The organism is Mannheimia granulomatis (genome assembly GCF_011455695.1).
Classification (GTDB): Bacteria; Pseudomonadota; Gammaproteobacteria; order Enterobacterales; family Pasteurellaceae; genus Mannheimia; species Mannheimia granulomatis_A.
In genome coordinates this window covers 1,435,493-1,454,121 of the sequence record NZ_CP015030.1, presented here as the reverse complement: position 1 = coordinate 1,454,121, position 18,629 = coordinate 1,435,493, and the positions used below count along the sequence as shown (strand labels likewise).

Below are 18,629 nucleotides of genomic sequence, written 5' to 3'. Positions count from 1 at the left end.
GATTAAGATGATAATTTGCGGGTTAAATTTATATAATCTTCTTGGATATTGCTTTCGCTATCACGCAGTTCATTAATCGTTTTGCAAGCGTGTAGTACAGTCGTATGATCGCGTCCGCCAAATTCTCGACCAATTTCTGGCAAACTATGGTTTGTTAGCTCTTTAGCTAATGCCATTGCCATTTGACGAGGGCGGGCAATACTTCTTGCTCGGCTTTTGGATTTAATATCTGCTACTTTGATATTGTAATATTCTGCCACAATACGCTGAATATTCTCAATGGTAATGAGATAATCAAAAGAGGCAAACAGATCTTGCAAGGTTTCACGTACAGCATCAACTGTAATTGGGCGAAGTGTTAATTTTTGCCATGCAATTACACGGTTTAATGCACCTTCTAACTCACGTACATTAGTACGCAGTTTTTGCCCCATTAAATAAGCGGCATCTTCTTGTAAATCTGCTCCCCGTTCCGCTGCTTTTTGACGGAGAATTGCAACACGGGTTTCTAACTCAGGTGGCTCAATGGTTGCACTAATCCCACCACTTAGGCGTGATTTAATCGCAGTATCAATTTTATCAATATTTTTAGGCAATACGTCTGAAGTCAGAATGATCTGTTTTTTTTGCTCAAACAAAGCATTTAATAAATGTAAAAACTCTTCTTGAACTTTAGGTTTGTTTGCTAAAAATTGAATATCATCAATCATAAGCACATCAAGTGAGCGATAGAATTTTTTGATTTTTTCCGCATCGTTATTCGAGCTGTTAATCGCTTTAATGATATCTCGATAAAAACGTTCAAGATGAATATATAAAACACGGGTAGTAGGTGTACGTTTGATCAATTCATTACCGATAGCATGAAGTAAGTGTGTTTTACCTAAACCGGTACCGGCATAAAAAGAGAGTGGATTGCAGTGGCTTTCGCCTAAGTTATCTACCACTTGTTGCGCTACTAATTTTGCCAGTTGGTTTGAACGACCTTGAACAAAGTTTTCAAAGGTTTGATTTGGGTTTAAGCCTGTTTTAAAACCCGAATGTACGGAATCTGAATTTTCCTCTTTTACATTGCTTAGCGGCTTTGACTGTTCGCTAGGCTTAATTCCTACTTTGAGTGTTACAACTAGGTTATCATTTTTAGCTAAAAAACGTGCCAGCTCAGTAATTTCCGATAAGAATTTATCTTTAACCCAATTTTCGACAAATTGATTTTGAGCATAAAGTGTTAGTTCCCCATTATCAGAACTTGCTTGAAGAGGGCGCAACCAAGTACTGTAATCGGTTGGTGAGACTTTAGTTTGTAAGTGATTAAGGCAATCAGACCAAAGGGCAGACACAATTTGCTCCAAAATTATTGTTATTAAAAGCCATAATGATACCTGAAAAAGCAGGATAAATCTTGAAATTTTTTGTCAATATTTTGATAGGTTTCAAGTCTGTTTTTGGCAGGTTTTAATTGGTGATCAAGCGGTCATTTTTTGCCGAAAATTTGTAAATTTTATTGAAAAAATGACCGCTTGTGGTTGAGGTTATTGTTTTAATAAGGCTTTAATGTGGGTGGCTAGGCTTTCCATTTTGGCATAAGAGTTAATACCACTTGCTCCACCAAAGAAAGGAACGACACAAATGAGAGTATTTTTAAATTTTGAATGATAAAACTTAAATTGCTCTGTGAGTTGAACTTCGTATTCACTTTTTTCTGTGAAAAACTGCATAAAATGAGTTACTTCACTAATGCCTGTGCAAACAATCACTTTAGGTTGATATTTTTGTACTATATTTCTAAAAAATTTACCACGATGAGTAACACACCATTGGCGATATTCATTGAATGAATTTAGACCTGTCAATGTTTTTAAGGTTGTATTCCAATCAATGCTATTTCGGTTAGGAAAGCCGATTGGTAGCATATTCATCTTAAAACCACGGCCACTTTCTGGTTGGCTATAGAGAATATGATGACGTTTAACAAAAATATCGCTATTTTCGCCTGTATTCCATTCTAAATTATGAAAGTACCATAAAAACCAACAAATTTTTTGGTTGTATTGAGTAGTCCAAGCACTCTCAAAATCTTCATGCGACCACGAATACATTTCACTTTCTTGAATAGGTTTATCCAGCTCATCTCGTTGTTCGCCACCCCATTCTAAACCGCAAAACCAGACATCAGATTGAGGGTTTCTACCATCACAGCCAGCAAAAGAAAGTGCCGAATTTTCAAACTGTTCTGTTACCATTTATTTTTCCTCTTTATTATCTCTATGGTAAGAGTAACCACATTTATTACATTGGTATATTCTTCGGCGTAGAACATATGTAGCATTTACATATTTTTCTTTAATTTTTCCTGATGCTAATTTTTCTCTTACTTTTTTACTTCCTTGCCATCTATCAAGTTCTTGAGTACTAATGTGTTTAATTTCTGTACTATCGCATTTAGGACAGTGGTCTTGAAGTGCATAACAAATTTTCGCAATAATTTTTCCTATGAAGTATACCGGTAACATCAGAATTAATAGAATATTCTGAAAGAATTTTGTAAAAACTGAAGATTTATTTTGCTTTCCTAAGTCCCCTTTAATTTGATTTGAAACAAGTTCTTGGGCATTTAAATTACTTAAGTCAATTTGCTCTTTTTTATTGGTTATAAATAGGTTAATCAACCATTTTAGAACTTTAAAAGTGCCTTTAATGAGCAAATAAAGAATTATTAGACTAAGTATAATGCCTATAATTGATTTTAAATTTTCGTTCATAAATTTCCTTAAGTATAATAAAAAATATTCAAAATTATACATTTCACCTGTTTATTGCTACAATCAACGAACTGTAATCTTCATCTTCCCAAAATGTAGTTAAACCTATCTAAAAAGTGATTTATTATGAAAACCTGTGAAAAAATTCGTCATTTAAGAGAAGATCGCCAATGGACACAAGAAGAAATGGCAACAAAATTAAGTATGTCCACTCAGGGCTATGCAAAAATTGAACGTGGGGATACTCGTTCCAATATGGATCGTCTGGAGCAACTTGCTCAAGTTTTTGGTATTGATATAATGGAATTACTTTCTTATGGAGAAGCACAGTTTCAGTTTAATAATTCAACTAATACAGGATCTTTCAATAATACGTTTTTTAGTAGTGCCAATAGCGATATGCAACTAGAGCTGCAAAGAATGCAATTACTTATGGCTCACCAGTCAGAGATTATTGAAAATTTGAAAAGAGAGAATATGTTGCTATCAGAAATGAATGCTTTATTAAAGCAAAAAAAGATTGAAGATTAAAAATAGGGTGGATTTTATCCACCCTATTTTTCTAGATATCCGCATTTTCCGGCAGGAATCCACCGCTTTGGTGTGCCCAGAGACGGGCATAAACGCCGTTGTAGGCTAGTAGTTCTTCGTGTGTGCCTTGTTCGACAATTTCACCTTTGTCTAATACGATAAGTCTGTCCATCGCCATAATGGTGGATAAGCGGTGGGCAATGGCCACAACGGTTTTGCCTTCCATCAATTTGGTGAGGTTTTCTTGGATAGCCACTTCTACTTCGGAATCTAACGCACTGGTTGCCTCATCTAATAATAGAATTGGGGCATCTTTTAACATAACACGAGCAATAGCAATCCGTTGGCGTTGTCCACCGGAAAGTTTAACACCACGTTCGCCAACATGGGCATCAAAGCCGGTTCTACCTTTGGCATCTTGAAGATGTGGGATAAATTCGCTGGCAGCAGCTTGCTCTACAGCTTTTAGCATCTCTTCTTCTGTCGCAGTTGGGCGACCATACATTAAATTTTCTCTTACAGAGCGGTGTAAAAGCGAAGTGTCTTGAGTTACCAAACCAATTTGTGAGCGTAAGCTCTCTTGAGTAATGTTAGCAATATTTTGCCCATCAATGGAGATAACACCGTTTTGAATATCGTAAAAACGCAAGAGTAGGTTAGTAAGCGTAGATTTACCTGCTCCACTTCTTCCTACTAACCCCACTTTCTCTCCTGGCTTAATAGTGAGATTGAAATCCTTTAGGAGAGGCTTGCTTGGGTCATAGGCAAAATCCACCTTTTCAAATTTAATTTCTCCCTCAGTTACGCTTAGTGTTTGTGCATTTTCTTTATCAACTACATTATGTGGCTTAGAAAGCGTAACCATACCATCTTGCACAGTGCCTAAATTTTCAAATAGGCTGGCAAATTCCCACATAATCCATTGTGATAAACCTTTAATACGTAGAGCAAGAGCTGTTGAGGTAGCAATTGCCCCTGCAGTGATCACGTTATTTCCCCATAGCCATAAACCGATACCGGCTGTTGAAATAATGAGTACCATAGACATGAGGTTAGTTACCGTTTCAATTACAGTAACTAAACGCATTTGTTTATGCACGGTAACCATAAATTCTTCCATTGATTCTTTGGCATAAGCGGATTCACGATTGCCATGAGAGAATAATTTTACGGTGGTGATATTAGAGTAAGCATCGGTAATGCGTCCTGTCATTAAGCTGCGGGCATCAGATTGCTCTTGTGCTGCCTGTGCTAATTTCGGTACAAAATAACGAATGGTACAGCCTAAGGCAATCATCCATAAAATAAACGGAATAAATAACCAACCGTCTAGTTGCAATAATATAATGCTAGAGGTAGCGAAATAAACCATTACATAGACCAGCATATCGGCACAGGTCATAATAACATCACGTACTGCTAAGGCGGTTTGCATCACTTTGGCTGAGACGCGGCCGGCAAATTCATCTTGATAGAAGCCTAAACTTTGCCCAAGCATTAGGCGGTGGAAATTCCAACGTAAACGCATTGGAAAAACACCCTGTAAAGCTTGGAAGCGAATACTGCAGGCAAGATAAACAAATAAGACTGCCAGCATGGCGATAAAGAACATTCCGACAATGGTCATGCCTTTTTCTGCCCAAAGTTCGGTTGCAGAGTATTTATTCACCCAGTCGACTAAATCACCCATAAACTGAAAGAGAACGGCTTCAATTATACCAACTACTGCAACTAATACAGTAAGCAGTAGGATATAAATTCGCATTCCTTTTGTTGCATCATAAATAAAGGGGATGAGTCCGGATTTGGGAGTTGTGGGTGTTTCATTCGGATAGGTTTCAATACGAGCTTCAAACCATCTAAATAATTTTTCGAACATAAATATTTTTGCTTCCTGAATATCTCCTCAAATCTTCTAGCCTTTCTTTGGCGAAATAGAGGAACTAGAGTGAGGTAAAATTAAAATTCCCCTCTTTAGTTAAAGAGGGGTAAGGGTGAATTTATGGATTTAACAATTTTTCATCTAATGCTAAATCTTCATTATGATTGATGCCAATACCGGCATTTAGCACGTTGCGGGCAATTTGGTGAGCTTCTTCTAATGAGTGTTCTTTATAAGAACCACATTGGTATTCATTCAATTCCGGAATAGCTGACACATTAGGAATTTTGTTAAGGGCATCTTCCATTGAGGCTGTCCAAGCTTTCACTACATCTTCTGCAGAAGGTGAGCCGATTAAAGACATATAAAACCCAGTACGACATCCCATTGGCGAAATATCAATAATTTCAACATTCTCACTGTTTAGATGATCTCGCATAAAACCGGCAAATAAATGTTCCATGGTGTGAATACCACGCACAGGCAGAATATCAATATTCGGGCGACAAAAACGTAAATCGAAGACGGTAATGGTATCACCTTTTGGTGTAGTCATGGTTTTTGCTACACGTACCGCCGGTGCATTCATTTTGGTATGATCAACTTTAAAACTATCTAATAAAGGCATTTTTTTACTCCATCTATAATAACTGCCTTACTCTGCAATGCCTTGCTCCCAAGCCGGAGCATCATCAGGAATTTTGCGTTGTAAGAAAAATCTGCGGTTTGCCTGAGCTTGAGGCTTTACCACTCGGGTATAAGGGGTTGAGAATTCAATTCCACCTTTTAGTAATTGCGACATTGTACCCGAATTCATGCTTACGCCTTGTAGGCTGATATCCATTGTATAACCTGTCGCTTGCCAGAATTGGGTATTGGTTCTGACTAAATGTCTGTATTTATTGTTAAGTTTAAGATGAATTAATACGCGATCGCCCAATTCACTTAAGCTTAAATGGCTTACTATGCCCACTTCCATTCCACGATAAAGCACAGGGGCTTCTGGCTGGATACCGTTAGCATTGGTCGTTTCAACAATAATTGGGAAACCATTGGCATAGGTCGTTTTTACTGTATCGGTCTCAGCGAGATCAAATTGAGTTTGTACTTTGCCCGAGCCTATATCTACAGTAATATAATTTTGCAATGCAGCATCTAAATTTTTAACACCGGATGTGCTGATTTCCGGGGCAATTACGCTGAATTTCGTTCCGGCTTTTGCGACTAACGGATAGTATTGACCGTTGATGTAAGCGGTCGCTTTTATCTGTTTTTTTGCATTTTGTAATTCAAGCTTTTCAAGCTGGCCGATAGTTAAGCCCATATATTTTATGTTCATTCCCTCAGTCAGTTTTGCCGCATCTTTGGCAATTAACGTAATATAAGTATTGCCTGAAGTAGCCTTTTCTTGGCTCTGATAAAGGGTTTTATTTCCTTTGCTTCCTCCATTATCGAAGCTGATTGCTCCTTTTAATGTTCTCATTAAAGGCGATGCTGCAATATTGACACCTTTCATCGAAACATCAACTGCCATTGCAGGTTCTATCCAGAATCGGCTTTTATCTGTCAATAAGTGTCGATAGCTAGGTTGTATAAATAATTCAACATCAAATTTTTGCTGTTTTGGCGTAATTTTTATGACTTCACCAACTTGAAAATCCCGGTATAAAACTACTGATCCTTCGCTGATTCCCGATAACGATTGAGCAGCAAGTTTTACTGTAGCTGTTTTATCAATACTGGTCATGCCTGATTCGGCACTTTCAAGATCTTTATAAAGAGCATACTGTTTTTTAGGCTTTCCATCCGGCTTATCTACCAATAAACGCACGCCGCCTTTTAGCCAATCAGAAGGAGAGGCTGCACTAACTCTTAATCCATCTAAGCCGACTGAAAAATCCATATTAGAAATAGCAACAAATTTACTGTTACTGCCGATTAAATTGCGATAATTCGGATAGATAATGGCACTAAAGTGCACATTTTCCAGATCTAATTTTCGCTTCAATATTTCGCCAATTTGTATATCGTTATAGTAAATTCCTTGTCCTATATCTACGCCATAAGCTTGAGGCGAGATTAGGCTGATATCCAGTAAATTCGGTAAGCTAAGAAGATAATCTGCCTCATTTTGTACGGTAAAATTATATTGAGCTTCTCCTGCTCCTGCTTGGATATCGAAATAGCTTCCCCGTAAGAGTTCACCTACTTTAGTGAGCTGTTCTGTATTTAAAGATAGCCGAGGCTCTTTAAGTAAAATTTTCGTTTCGGAACGTAATAAGTCCGCATGACTCGGGTCGATTAATAAAATTCCCTCAACGGGGGAATTTTGTACTTCCGTATTTGGTTGTGCGATATTATCAATTTCTGTCGGCAATATGAGTTTGGAGAGTGTGCCAATTTGCAGATTTTGGTAAAAAACACCTGTTTCATTCACTTTCAAGTTGGCAGAATGAGGAATTTTGACTTTGACTTCAATTCCACGTTTCGCTGCTTTGAAATCTGAATAGAGCGTAAATTTCTGCCCTTGCTCAGCAACTTCCATATTTTCAGGAGAGTCGAATGCTACTGCACCTTGCACAACAGAGGCAATGCTATCCATGTTGACTTTTATGCCCTGTAAATTAATATCTGCTGAGATACCGCTAATATTCCAAAAGCGGCTATCTTTTTTGACTAAATGAGCATATTTTTTATTGATGACAAGATCAATTTCAAGTTTCTTCTGGTCTTTAGTAAATCGATAATCAGCTATATTCCCGACAGGTACTTTGCGAAAATAAACACCTGCACCGACAGTAATTGAGCCAAGATCATCGGAAATTAAGCGAATCAGCAAATCACCATCGCTTACGGTGATTGCGGGGGGATCTTCTTCCGCAATAAATTCGTCAGCAGATTCGCCTTCACCCGGTAGAAGAGTGATATAGTTTCCAGACACAATAGCATCTAAGCCGGAGACTCCGGCTAAAGAGGCACTTGGATGTACTAGCCAAAATTTCGTGTCTTTTCGTAAAACGCTTCTGGCTTCAGGATTGATCTCAGCTTGGACTTCAACTTCTTTTAAATTATCAACAAAATAAACACGCTTTACCTGGCCGATTTGCAAACCTTGATAACGAATAGCTGTTTTACCTGCTGTAATACCATCACCTTTTGCAAATCGAATAGTAATTGTTTCGCCTTGTTCTTTTAAAATTTGGAAAAAGAGTAATACCCCAATAATAAAGGCAACAATAGGTAAGATCCAAAAAGGGGATATTTTTCGGGGCGGCCTGATTTGGGCATCTACGACATCTTGTTTATTTTCTTCCATAATCATTTAAAATTAGGGTTACCTATATACAATAATACCGAAGACTCAAAGAACCTTCGGTAGCTGATTAATCAATATAGCAGGAAAAGATTATTTTTTCTCATCACAGTTTGATAAATTACTGCATTTACCATAGAGATATAAACTGTGATTGGTTAATTCCATACCGTGTTTTTCACTAATCTCACGTTGGCGGCGCTCCATATCTGGATCTTTAAATTCAAATACTTTACCGCAGTCCATACAAATAATATGGTCGTGCTCGTGGTTCATATTCAATTCAAAAACCGCTTTATTGGCGTCAAAATTATGACGAGTTAAAATCTTCGCTTCTTCAAATTGATTTAATACACGATAAACGGTTGCCAAACCAATATCTGAGCCTTTTTCTAACAGAATTTTATAAATATCTTCTGCTGAGAAATGTTGCATCTCATCACGAATATCCTGCATTAACGCAAGGATAGTTAAACGAGGTTCGGTTACTTTTAAACCGACATCTTTTAAACGTTTAATATTTGCTTCAGACATACCTGTCACCTATTTATCTTGAAAGTAATTATGCTAATTGATCTAAACACATTTCTTTGCTTAATTGTTCGCACCATTTATTAACACGCTCTGTAGTTAATTCCGGTTGGCGATCTTCATCAATACACAAGCCGACAAAAGTATTTTCATCTACTAATGCTTGTGAAACTTCGAAAGTATAACCTTCCGTTGGCCAATGACCAACAATCACTCCACCGTTTGGTTCTACAATATCACGAATGGTTCCCATCGCATCGCAGAAGTATTCTGCGTAATCTTCTTGGTCACCACAGCCAAAAATAGCCACAACTTTACCGTTAAAATCAATCTCTTTAAGGGTTGGCATAAAGTCATCCCAATCTGCTTGAGATTCGCCATAATACCAAGTTGGGATACCAAACATTAGAAAATCGTATGCTTCAATATCTTCTTTTGTGCTTTTTGCAATATCTCGAATATCAATCAATTCAGCCCCTAATTTCTTCTGAATCATCTTCGAAATATTTTCGGTATTGCCTGTATCGCTACCGTAAAATAAACCTACAACTGCCATTTTTACTACCTATTTTTGATATAATTATTTAGAATTATTTCAATCAACTGCCCGCGTGAAACCCCACGTTCAGACGCCTGTTCCTCTAATAACTGCACTAAATCCGAATGTAATTTCAATTCCACCCGCTTTAAGCCAGAAGACTTATCTCGCTTTAGTTGGTTACGTTTATTGATACGAATTTGTTGTTCTCTATCAAGAGGGTTTGTACGAGGACGCCCAACTTTTGGTACCGTCGCAAACAGATCTAATGTAATACAATCTGAATCTTGTTTTGCCATTTCTTTTTAATATTGGGCTTTTGCCTCTTTTTATTTCTCATTAATGAGAATGAGAAGCTACTTTTAAGTTATGAACTATATCAAATATCCATTCATTTGAAAAGTCAATCACAGTGAAAACAAGCGGTGTTTTTTTATTTAAACTTTGCAAAAAATCAGCAAAATTTAACCGCTTGTTAGATTGCTTATGTAACTTACTGCTTTTTAGCATATAATTCCCTCAATTATCAGATAATGAGAAAGGAGCATCTGTGTCAAATATTCATTTAGCAATTGCCGGTGATTTTACGTTAGCGGAAAAATTACTTGAAGCATTAGAAAATAGTGATTTATCTATTGAAAGCATTTCAGCTGTTGAGCTAGAACCTTTTGGTGAGGAGCAGAATTTACGTTTTGGGGCAAAAGCAGTGGCTCAATATGCTCTAGATCAAGTGAATTGGTCAGAATTTACCCATGTGTTTTTTGCCGGCAAAATGGCTCAGGCGGAAGTCCTGGCTGAAGCTGTGAAAGCAGGCTGTGTGATTTTGGATTTATATGGAATTACCGCTTTAATTGGTGATGTGCCGGTGATTGTACCAAGTGTAAATGATGAGCATGTTGCTAATTTACGTGAGCGAAATATTGTAGCCCTTGCCAATCCACAAGTGTCACAACTGGCTTTGGCATTAAAGCCACTGTTAGATCAGCCGTTAAAGCAAATTTTTGTAACCTCGCTTTTACCATCGGCCTATTTTGGCGATGATAAAGTCAAAGAACTGGCAGGTCAGACCGCTCGTTTATTAAATGGTATTCCATTTGATGAAAATGCGCAGCGTATTGCCTTTGATGTTGTGCCGGCAAGCGTGCAAGGGGAAGAAAAAAATCTCCCATTTTCGAAAGCCTTTGAACTACAACTTGCAAAAGTTTTGCCTAATTTAACCGCTTGTACGACATTCCACACAGTGCAAGTACCTGTGTTTTATGGTGTGTCACAAATGGTTTCAGTGCAATCGGAATATCAATTAGAAGCGGAAACGTTGAGTGAGTCATGGAAAGTTTCTACTTGGATTAATTTTAACGAAGAATCTGTGATTACAGCCGTAAAAAATGGTGAAAACGAGGATGTGAATGCATTAGAAATCAGCCAGTTATTAATGAAATCAGAAAATCAGCTCCAGTTTTGGAGTGTGGCCGATGAGCAGCGTTTTAGTTTGGCTTTCCTCGCAGTTGAGTTACTAAAATTAGTTTTAGAGTATTAATTACTTGCCAAAAAACGGATTACGTGATAAAAATCACCAACGCCCGAGCAAACGATTGCTTGGGCGTTGTTATTTCATTTAATTAAGTTCCGAAGGTCTTATGTTAGAAAAATTATTTCAGCTTAAAGCAAAGGGCAGTAATGCGAAAACCGAGATTGTTGCGGGCATTACCACTTTTTTCACCATGGTTTATATTGTATTTGTAAACCCTTCTATTCTTGGCGTAGCAGGAATGGATACTCAGGTAGTGTTCGTCACCACTTGCTTAATTGCGGCATTTGGTACTATTGCGATGGGGCTATTCAGTAACTTGCCGATTGCACTGGCACCGGCAATGGGGTTAAATGCTTTCTTTGCCTTTGTGGTAGTACAAAAATTGGGCTACTCTTGGCAGGTGGGGATGGGAGCCATTTTCTTAGGTTCTGTCGCTTTATTCCTATTAACTGTCTTGCAGGTTCGCTACTGGTTTATGTCATCAATTCCGCTAGGTTTGCGAGTTGGCATAGGTGCTGGGATTGGCTTATTTATTGCGTTAATCGGCTTTAAAAATATGGGGATAGTGGTTGCAAATCCAGATACATTAGTGACTTTAGGAAATCTGCATGATCCAAAGGTACTGATGGGGATTTTAGGCTTCTTCATTATTGTGGTTCTTGCTGCTAAAGGTATTCATTCAGGGGTGTTGGTTTCTATTGTAGTGGTAACTGCCTTAGCATTGGTATTTGATCCTGCGGTTAGCTTTAATGGTATTGTTTCTATGCCTCCAAGCTTAGGCGCTGTTGTAGGTCAAGTAGATATTGCCGGTGCCTTTGATGTGGCATTGTTGGGGATTATTTTTTCATTTATGTTAGTGAATTTATTTGATTCATCAGGCACATTAATTGCGGTTACAACCAAAGCCGGTTTTGCAGATGAACAAGGTTGTTTCCCAAGAATGAAACAGGCGTTATTAGTCGATAGTACGGCTGCTATGGCCGGTTCTTATATGGGTACTTCGGCTGTCAGCACCTATATTGAAAGTGGTTCAGGTGTTTCTGTTGGTGGTCGTACAGGCTTAACTGCGGTAGTTGTTGGTGTATTATTTCTGTTAACTATTTTCTTTTCACCCCTTGCCGGATTAGTACCGGCCTATGCGACAGCAGGTGCATTAGTCTTTGTTGGTATCTTAATGGCGTCTAGCCTAATTGAAGTAAAATGGGATGATTTAACTGAAGCAACCCCGGCTTTTATTACTACAGCAATGATGCCATTTACTTACTCAATTACGGAAGGAATTGCATTTGGCTTTATTAGCTACTGTATAATGAAAGCTTGTACAGGGCGTTGGAAAGAAATTAACCTCTCTGTGGTAGTGGTTTCTTTACTCTTTATTACGAAATTTATTTGGGCTGATGCTCATTAATTTGGTAGACTCTTCATGTTATCCCTCCTGTTAGAGGAGGGAACTTTATTATCTGTGTGTTTCGTGTATTCCGAGGTAAAACATGTCAAACTCAATTCAAAAGCTGCTTTTTATCATCAATTCCGCTCCTTATGGCAATGAATGTTTTTTCAGTGCATTACGTTTGGCGTTACAAATTCAAGAGCAACATAAAACCAGCACTGAAATCAAACTGTTTTTAATGTCTGATGCAGTCACTGCAGGGCTTGCCAAACAAAATCCGGCTGAAGGTTATCATTTACAGCAGATGCTTGAAATTCTAACTGCCCAAGGCGCTAGGGTGAAACTCTGTAAGACTTGCACCAATGCTCGTGGCATAACTGATTTACCGCTTGCGGATGGGGTGGAAATCGGCACTTTAATTGAATTGGCGGATTGGACGTTTGAAGCGGATAAGGTACTTAATTTCTAATGCAAAAATTTGATGTCGTCATTATTGGTGCAGGGGCCGCGGGCTTGTTCTGCGGTGCACAACTCGGACAAGCCGGCAAGAAAGTTGCGGTTTTAGATAGCGGCAAGAAAATCGGGCGGAAAATTTTAATGTCTGGTGGTGGCTTTTGCAATTTTACTAATATGGATGTGAGTGCAGCGAACTACCTTAGCCAAAACCGCCATTTTGTGAAATCCGCCCTTTCTCGCTATACTCAATGGGATTTTATCTCCTTGGTGGCAGCCTATGGCATCAGCTATCACGAAAAAGAACTGGGGCAGCTGTTTTGTGACGAGAGCTCAGAGCAGATTGTTGATTTACTTAAGGCGGAATGTGATAAAGGTAATGTCGAGATTTTCCTCCGACAAGCGGTCATTTCTGTAGAAAAATTTGCAAATTTTTTCCAAATTTCGACCGCTAGTGAACAATTCCAAACTGATAATTTAGTGATTGCTACAGGTGGTTTATCTATGCCTGCATTAGGTGCCAGCCCTTTTGGCTATCAAATCGCAGAGCAGTTTGGAATTCCTGTCACCTCACCTCGAGCCAGCCTTGTGCCTTTTACTTGGAAAGAGAGTGATAAATATTTTACCGAGCTTTCAGGTATTGCGATTCCGGTGACTGTTTCAAGCAACGGTAAAAGTTTCAATAATCAGATGTTATTTACTCATCGTGGTTTATCAGGACCAGCGATTTTGCAGATCTCAAATTATTGGGAGTTGGGCGAAACGGTAGAAATTGATCTGTTGCCTTCAGACTCTATTGTTGGGATATTAAACGATCTTCGCCAATCTTCGCCGAAATTACAGCTAAAAACCGTATTAGGACGCTATTTCCCGAAAAAATTAGTGGATCTTTGGTTAGTACAAAACTTAGTTACGGATAAAGTTATCGCTCAGCTAAGCAAGGCTGACTTAGCGTTTTTAGACCAATTTATCCACCACTGGCATTTCTTGCCTAATGGCACTGAAGGTTATCGTACCGCTGAAGTGACAAAAGGTGGAGTTGATACTGATTTTATCTCATCTAAAACGATGGAAGCAAAAAACGTTGAAGGGCTTTATTTTATCGGCGAAGTACTAGATGTTACTGGCTGGCTTGGTGGCTATAATTTCCAATGGGCTTGGTCATCGGCTTTTGCCTGTGCGGAAGGGGTTATTGAAAAAGGTAAGACGTAAAGTAATAATGATACTTTACTATACATTGTAATAAATCAACTATTTTTAAAGAAATCTATTGATATTTTTTAATTATTGTGTTTAATGAATTTGTTCTCATTTAGTACTGTGAGTTTTAAATCAATATTTCTATGTGAGGTGGAAAAATGGCTAAACATTACTCTGTAACAAAATAGGAATTCAGAAATCTGCATTCTAATCTCCCTAAATCTATGTTTGGTGTTGTGGAATCCATTACTTTCTTTGTTGCTCCTAAAAATAGTACTTTCGTTGATAATGGTAAAGTCGGAGAATCCAAATTTGGACATGTCTTTATTGGAGCTACAAAATTTGATCCTGTAACTCATACTTATAAAACCATGTCGTTAGGGTTTAGTCCAGGGGATAATTGGGGGACTGCATCTGATAATATATCTTTTAATGACCATATTCGCTATAAAGATGCTTCTAGCTTAACTTTACTATCAATGAATAATAGCGATTTAGTTCATCAATTTTCAGCTATTTATGATGGTCTAAAAAGTGGAAAAATAAAACCCGAAACTTACTCATTAATTGGTAATAATTGTATCGGGTTTGTTAATAAGATAGCTAATTCCTTAGGTATTCCATTAAAATTAGCAATAACGCCAGATAAAATATTAGAGAATTTACAACATATTGCAGATAATTATTTAACTCCTTTAGTAATTGATCTTGATGGAGATGGAATATCTACGATAGATAGCGATTTAATGTTTGATTTTAGTGGAAAAGGAGATTTTTATAAAACAGGTTGGATAAATAAAAATGATGCGTTTCTGGTTATAGATAAAAATCAGGATAATAATATATCAGGAAATGAACTTTTTGGGGGATATAGTGAACTCAAAGATGGTTCTTATGCAAAAGATGGCTTTAATGCCCTTTCTATATATGATTCAAATAATGATGGAAAAATTAATCAAGAAGATGAAAGCTGGGAAAATCTAAAATTGTGGATAGATAAAAATAGCGATAAGGTTTCACAATTAGATGAAATTTACTCTTTAAATCAATTTAGCATAAAAGAAATATCTTTAAAAGAAACTGATATTCGTACTTTTGATGAACATGGTAATTTTCATCAAACTAAATCAGAAATTTTACTAGAGAATGGTAAAGTCATTGAAATGGTAGATGTTTTCTTCAGGGAAAATAGTATTGTTGATAATAGTGAATCTAATGATAGAGATTCTAGTATTTCTGCTTCAGAATATACGTATAATAATGTTATAGATGTTATACCCAATAATTATTTTGATGATACAAAATCCGAGGCAATTTTATGAAAAAGATATTATCGGTAATAATACTTGGAGTAATACTTATGAATAATGCAAATTCTATCTCAAAAAATCCTCTTTTAGAATTTAATTACTATCCTTTTGAATTAGATTATGACAAATCAATAGTAAAAAAGGCTCCTCCGCCTAGAACTGAGAAAGAATTTTCTCGACTTGTACAAAATGCAGAGAAAAATGCGGATAGTGCTTATCTACTTGCTTCTATTTATCATCACAAAGGCTGTTTAGATTCAAACTATGATATTATAGATATTAAGAAGTGTAAACTATCAATGTATTACTATGAAAAGACATATTCATTAAATAATAAGCATCAATTAGCTATTTTTTTCATTGGAAATATGTATGATTTTTATTCCGAACCAAGACAAAGAGAAAAAGCATTATTTTATTATGAAAAGGCGGCTGCTCTTAACTCTGTTATGGCGATAGATAATTTATTTAATTCTTATTTCAATGGTATAGGAGTAGGTAGAAATCTTGAGAAAGCGAGGGAGTATGCTCAAAAAGCAGCTAATTTAGGTAGTAGTAAATTTCAATATATTATAAAAAATTGGGATAATGAAATCGTGCCTTATTACAATATGTCCCATCAAAAATAGGATATAAAGAAAAATAACAATCCGTATATTGTATACGGATTGTTATTTTTGAACGAATTAATTATCTTGCACGGAAAATAATACGTGCTTTGCTTAAGTCGTATGGGGTCATTTCAACGGTAACTTTATCGCCGGTTAAAATACGGATATAGTTTTTACGCATTTTACCTGAAATGTGTGCAGTTACTACATGACCATTTTCTAATTCCACACGAAACATCGTGTTTGGTAAGGTTTCTAAAATTGTACCTTGCATCTCAATGCAATCTTCTTTAGCCATTTATTCCTCTTTTAAGTTTTATTTTTTATGCTATTGCCTTTTGGCGAAAAACGGCGGATATTATACGCTTATTCGCTCAAATTACAATCGTTTATCTCTCTCAGTGCTAACTATTTCCGTTGCAGCAAACGGCGACGAGAATGGAATCGCTGTGTTTGTGTTTTTGTTTTATTTAGTATCGGTCTTGAAACCGCATGAGTGTGGTGAATTTTACGGCGGAAGTAGTAATAAAAACTACCTGCCAATAAAATACCGGTTAACACCAAAATAATCATCTCACCATAAAGTTGGTGGAATTGCTGTTCAACTCTGGCTTTTGTCGTTTGTCCATATTGTGCATCAAATGTGACTCGCAAAAAACCTACCAGCATTTGTTGAGAGAAAATCGGTTCTACAATCTGCTGTGTTTTTTCTACCTGATCAGAATGTAGTAAGGTTTTTAAATTTTTTGCATTTTGGCTGCTGGCAAGCAGCATGCCTGAGGGCGAATAGATATTAGCATCAATAATAAAGTTTTCTTTAGCAAAGCTATCTAACGCATCAGCTAACTCTTCTGTTTTAGCATTTTTCACCAGCAAAAAGGAGAACAGATTTGCTTGTTGGCGTACCAATAAATGTGACAGATTGGATACTTGGTTGATGCTGGCAAGTTGCGAGCCAAATTTAAATTGATTTACGCCCATTAGAATAACCGCAATGATTCCGGCACAGATCAATGTAATGCCTGCGAGTAAAAGCGTTTTTGCGATTTTTTCACGAGTGATATACATTAAAATCCCCTTAAAATGATACGTGATTGTAGCACGGTTTTCTGTTAGATTAACGTAGTAAATTTTAAACTTCACAAAAACAGACTATGACAAACACTCTTTTTATCTATTCAAAAACCTTGACAGAAAACGAAATTGAGCAGTTTTCTCAGCAAGCAAATGCTACTTTGCGTAAACAAGCGGTTTATTTAGGCTATAAAATTGCATTTTTTGACACAAATTTAACCGCTTGCGAACTGCGTGAAACGGCAAAAAATGTGAATGCGGACATCAGTGATCTGAACATCGTTCCAAACCTTAATCAAGCGGGTTTATTACTGATGGATATGGATTCGACCGCCATTAAAATTGAATGTATTGATGAAATTGCCAAGCTTGCAGGCACCGGTGAGGTGGTATTAGCGATTACCGCAAGTGCAATGCGGGGCGAATTGGATTTTGAGCAAAGTTTGCGTAAACGTGTCGGCACATTGGAAAATGCCCCTGAAAGCATTTTGCAAAAAGTAAGAGAAAATCTACCGCTTATGGATGGTTTTGAGCTTATGGTTTCCACTCTTAAAGCAAATGGCTGGAAATTGGCGATTGCCTCCGGTGGTTTTGACTATTTTGCTGATTATCTGAAAGAAAAATATGAGCTTGATTTTGCAGTATCGAACCAACTTGAAATTGTGGAGCAAAAACTTACCGGTAACGTGCTAGGTAAAGTGGTAGATGCTCAATTTAAGGCAGAAACTTTACAGCATTTAGCGAAAGAGTTTGATATTCCGAAAAATCAGTGGGTTGCGGTAGGCGATGGAGCGAATGATTTGCCAATGTTAAAAACGGCAAGCTTAGGTGTTGCCTTGCATGCAAAACCAAAAGTGCAAGAACAAGCAAATTTTGTGGTAAACTTTGGTGATTTAACCGCATTATGTGTTTTACTCAATGCGAATAATTTATTTAAAAGTTAATTTTAGAGGAACAAAAAATGCCATCATTTGATATTGTATCTGAAATCACCCTGCATGAAGTACGTAATGCGGTGGAAAATGCAAACCGTGTATTAAGCACTCGTTATGACTTCCGTGGCGTTGAAGCGATTATTGAATTAAACGAGAAAAATGAAAGCATTAAGCTTACAACCGAATCGGATTTCCAATTAGAGCAGCTACTGGAAATTTTAATTGGCTCTTGCGTGAAACGCGATATTGAGCATAACTCTCTGGATATTCCTTCTGAGAGCGAGCATCATGGTAAGCTCTATTCAAAAGAGATCAAGCTCAAACAAGGTATTGAGTCCGATATGGCGAAGAAAATTACTAAGCTGATTAAAGATTCAAAAATCAAAGTGCAGGCTCAGATTCAAGGAGATCAAGTGCGCGTTACCGGCAAATCTCGTGATGATTTACAAGCAGCGATTCAGTTAGTAAAAGGTGCTGATTTAGGACAACCGTTCCAATTCAATAATTTCCGTGATTAATGGGATACAAGCGGTGGTTTTTGGTAAAAAAATTACGAAATTTAACCGCT

The 18,629-nt window shown here is 37.2% G+C and carries 20 protein-coding genes; 9 read left to right on the top strand and 11 right to left on the bottom strand.

What is annotated here, in order from left to right:
* Nucleotides 1–2: 2 nt before the first annotated feature.
* The 3 genes from dnaA to A4G16_RS06915 form a co-directional block, all read right to left on the bottom strand.
* The gene (gene dnaA, locus A4G16_RS06925) at nucleotides 3–1,352 is read right to left on the bottom strand and encodes a chromosomal replication initiator protein DnaA (protein ID WP_176669471.1); all 1,350 of its coding nucleotides are present in this window, start codon (nucleotides 1,350–1,352) and stop codon (nucleotides 3–5) included.
* Nucleotides 1,353–1,532: 180 nt separating this feature from the next.
* A complete protein-coding gene (locus tag A4G16_RS06920) occupies nucleotides 1,533–2,243 on the bottom strand; it encodes a hypothetical protein (RefSeq protein WP_165889275.1) in 711 nt (236 codons plus the stop codon).
* Nucleotides 2,244–2,762 (bottom strand): hypothetical protein, encoded by a 519-nt coding sequence (locus tag A4G16_RS06915; RefSeq protein WP_165889274.1) that lies wholly within the window; start codon nucleotides 2,760–2,762, stop codon nucleotides 2,244–2,246.
* 126 nt (nucleotides 2,763–2,888) lie between these two features.
* Here A4G16_RS06915 and A4G16_RS06910 point away from each other — a divergent pair, with 126 nt between their 5' ends.
* Complete coding sequence (locus A4G16_RS06910; protein ID WP_165889273.1) at nucleotides 2,889–3,293, top strand: helix-turn-helix domain-containing protein; 405 nt, start codon at nucleotides 2,889–2,891, stop codon at nucleotides 3,291–3,293.
* A 31-nt stretch (nucleotides 3,294–3,324) separates the two neighbouring features.
* On the opposite strand, the gene A4G16_RS06905 is transcribed toward A4G16_RS06910, so the two are convergent.
* The 6 genes from A4G16_RS06905 to ybfE all read right to left on the bottom strand — a co-directional run bounded on the left by A4G16_RS06905 (nucleotide 3,325) and on the right by ybfE (nucleotide 9,856).
* Entirely contained in the window at nucleotides 3,325–5,172 is a 1,848-nt protein-coding gene (locus A4G16_RS06905; protein ID WP_165889272.1) for an ABC transporter ATP-binding protein, read from the bottom strand.
* Nucleotides 5,173–5,293: 121 nt separating this feature from the next.
* A complete protein-coding gene (gene luxS, locus A4G16_RS06900) occupies nucleotides 5,294–5,803 on the bottom strand; it encodes an S-ribosylhomocysteine lyase (RefSeq protein ID WP_165889271.1) in 510 nt (169 codons plus the stop codon).
* 27 nt (nucleotides 5,804–5,830) lie between these two features.
* A complete protein-coding gene (locus tag A4G16_RS06895) occupies nucleotides 5,831–8,491 on the bottom strand; it encodes a PqiB family protein (RefSeq protein ID WP_420704470.1) in 2,661 nt (886 codons plus the stop codon).
* Between the two features lie 90 nt (nucleotides 8,492–8,581).
* Nucleotides 8,582–9,022, bottom strand: a complete 441-nt coding sequence (fur, locus tag A4G16_RS06890; protein WP_165889269.1) for a ferric iron uptake transcriptional regulator — start codon at nucleotides 9,020–9,022, stop codon at nucleotides 8,582–8,584.
* Nucleotides 9,023–9,050: 28 nt separating this feature from the next.
* On the bottom strand, nucleotides 9,051–9,575 hold the full coding sequence (fldA, locus tag A4G16_RS06885; protein ID WP_165889268.1) for a flavodoxin FldA: 525 nt from the start codon (nucleotides 9,573–9,575) through the stop codon (nucleotides 9,051–9,053).
* Nucleotides 9,576–9,580: 5 nt separating this feature from the next.
* Nucleotides 9,581–9,856, bottom strand: a complete 276-nt coding sequence (gene ybfE / locus A4G16_RS06880) for a LexA regulated protein (protein ID WP_165889267.1) — start codon at nucleotides 9,854–9,856, stop codon at nucleotides 9,581–9,583.
* 251 nt (nucleotides 9,857–10,107) lie between these two features.
* Here ybfE and A4G16_RS06875 point away from each other — a divergent pair, with 251 nt between their 5' ends.
* The 6 genes from A4G16_RS06875 to A4G16_RS06850 all read left to right on the top strand — a co-directional run bounded on the left by A4G16_RS06875 (nucleotide 10,108) and on the right by A4G16_RS06850 (nucleotide 16,070).
* Nucleotides 10,108–11,094, top strand: coding sequence for an oxidoreductase (locus A4G16_RS06875; RefSeq protein WP_165889266.1), 987 nt, complete (start codon nucleotides 10,108–10,110; stop codon nucleotides 11,092–11,094).
* Nucleotides 11,095–11,194: 100 nt separating this feature from the next.
* Complete coding sequence (locus A4G16_RS06870; RefSeq protein ID WP_165889265.1) at nucleotides 11,195–12,496, top strand: NCS2 family permease; 1,302 nt, start codon at nucleotides 11,195–11,197, stop codon at nucleotides 12,494–12,496.
* A 94-nt stretch (nucleotides 12,497–12,590) separates the two neighbouring features.
* The gene (locus A4G16_RS06865) at nucleotides 12,591–12,947 is read left to right on the top strand and encodes a DsrE/DsrF/TusD sulfur relay family protein (RefSeq protein WP_165889917.1); all 357 of its coding nucleotides are present in this window, start codon (nucleotides 12,591–12,593) and stop codon (nucleotides 12,945–12,947) included.
* Nucleotides 12,947–14,143, top strand: coding sequence for an NAD(P)/FAD-dependent oxidoreductase (locus A4G16_RS06860; protein WP_165889264.1), 1,197 nt, complete (start codon nucleotides 12,947–12,949; stop codon nucleotides 14,141–14,143). Before A4G16_RS06865 ends, A4G16_RS06860 begins: the two co-directional genes overlap by 1 nt.
* Nucleotides 14,144–14,367: 224 nt before the next feature.
* Nucleotides 14,368–15,453 (top strand): hypothetical protein, encoded by a 1,086-nt coding sequence (locus A4G16_RS06855; protein ID WP_165889263.1) that lies wholly within the window; start codon nucleotides 14,368–14,370, stop codon nucleotides 15,451–15,453.
* On the top strand, nucleotides 15,450–16,070 hold the full coding sequence (locus A4G16_RS06850; RefSeq protein ID WP_165889262.1) for a tetratricopeptide repeat protein: 621 nt from the start codon (nucleotides 15,450–15,452) through the stop codon (nucleotides 16,068–16,070). Before A4G16_RS06855 ends, A4G16_RS06850 begins: the two co-directional genes overlap by 4 nt.
* Before the next feature lie 61 nt (nucleotides 16,071–16,131).
* Here A4G16_RS06850 and infA read toward each other — a convergent pair whose 3' ends face one another.
* Together infA and A4G16_RS06840 are read right to left on the bottom strand one after the other, a co-directional pair.
* The gene (gene infA, locus A4G16_RS06845) at nucleotides 16,132–16,350 is read right to left on the bottom strand and encodes a translation initiation factor IF-1 (RefSeq protein ID WP_005598198.1); all 219 of its coding nucleotides are present in this window, start codon (nucleotides 16,348–16,350) and stop codon (nucleotides 16,132–16,134) included.
* 110 nt (nucleotides 16,351–16,460) lie between these two features.
* On the bottom strand, nucleotides 16,461–17,120 hold the full coding sequence (locus A4G16_RS06840) for a YtjB family periplasmic protein (RefSeq protein ID WP_165889261.1): 660 nt from the start codon (nucleotides 17,118–17,120) through the stop codon (nucleotides 16,461–16,463).
* An 86-nt stretch (nucleotides 17,121–17,206) separates the two neighbouring features.
* Here A4G16_RS06840 and serB point away from each other — a divergent pair, with 86 nt between their 5' ends.
* Nucleotides 17,207–18,070, top strand: a complete 864-nt coding sequence (gene serB, locus A4G16_RS06835; protein WP_165889260.1) for a phosphoserine phosphatase SerB — start codon at nucleotides 17,207–17,209, stop codon at nucleotides 18,068–18,070.
* Nucleotides 18,071–18,087: 17 nt separating this feature from the next.
* Nucleotides 18,088–18,579, top strand: a complete 492-nt coding sequence (locus A4G16_RS06830) for a YajQ family cyclic di-GMP-binding protein (protein WP_165889259.1) — start codon at nucleotides 18,088–18,090, stop codon at nucleotides 18,577–18,579.
* The last annotated feature ends 50 nt before the right edge of the window (nucleotides 18,580–18,629 follow it).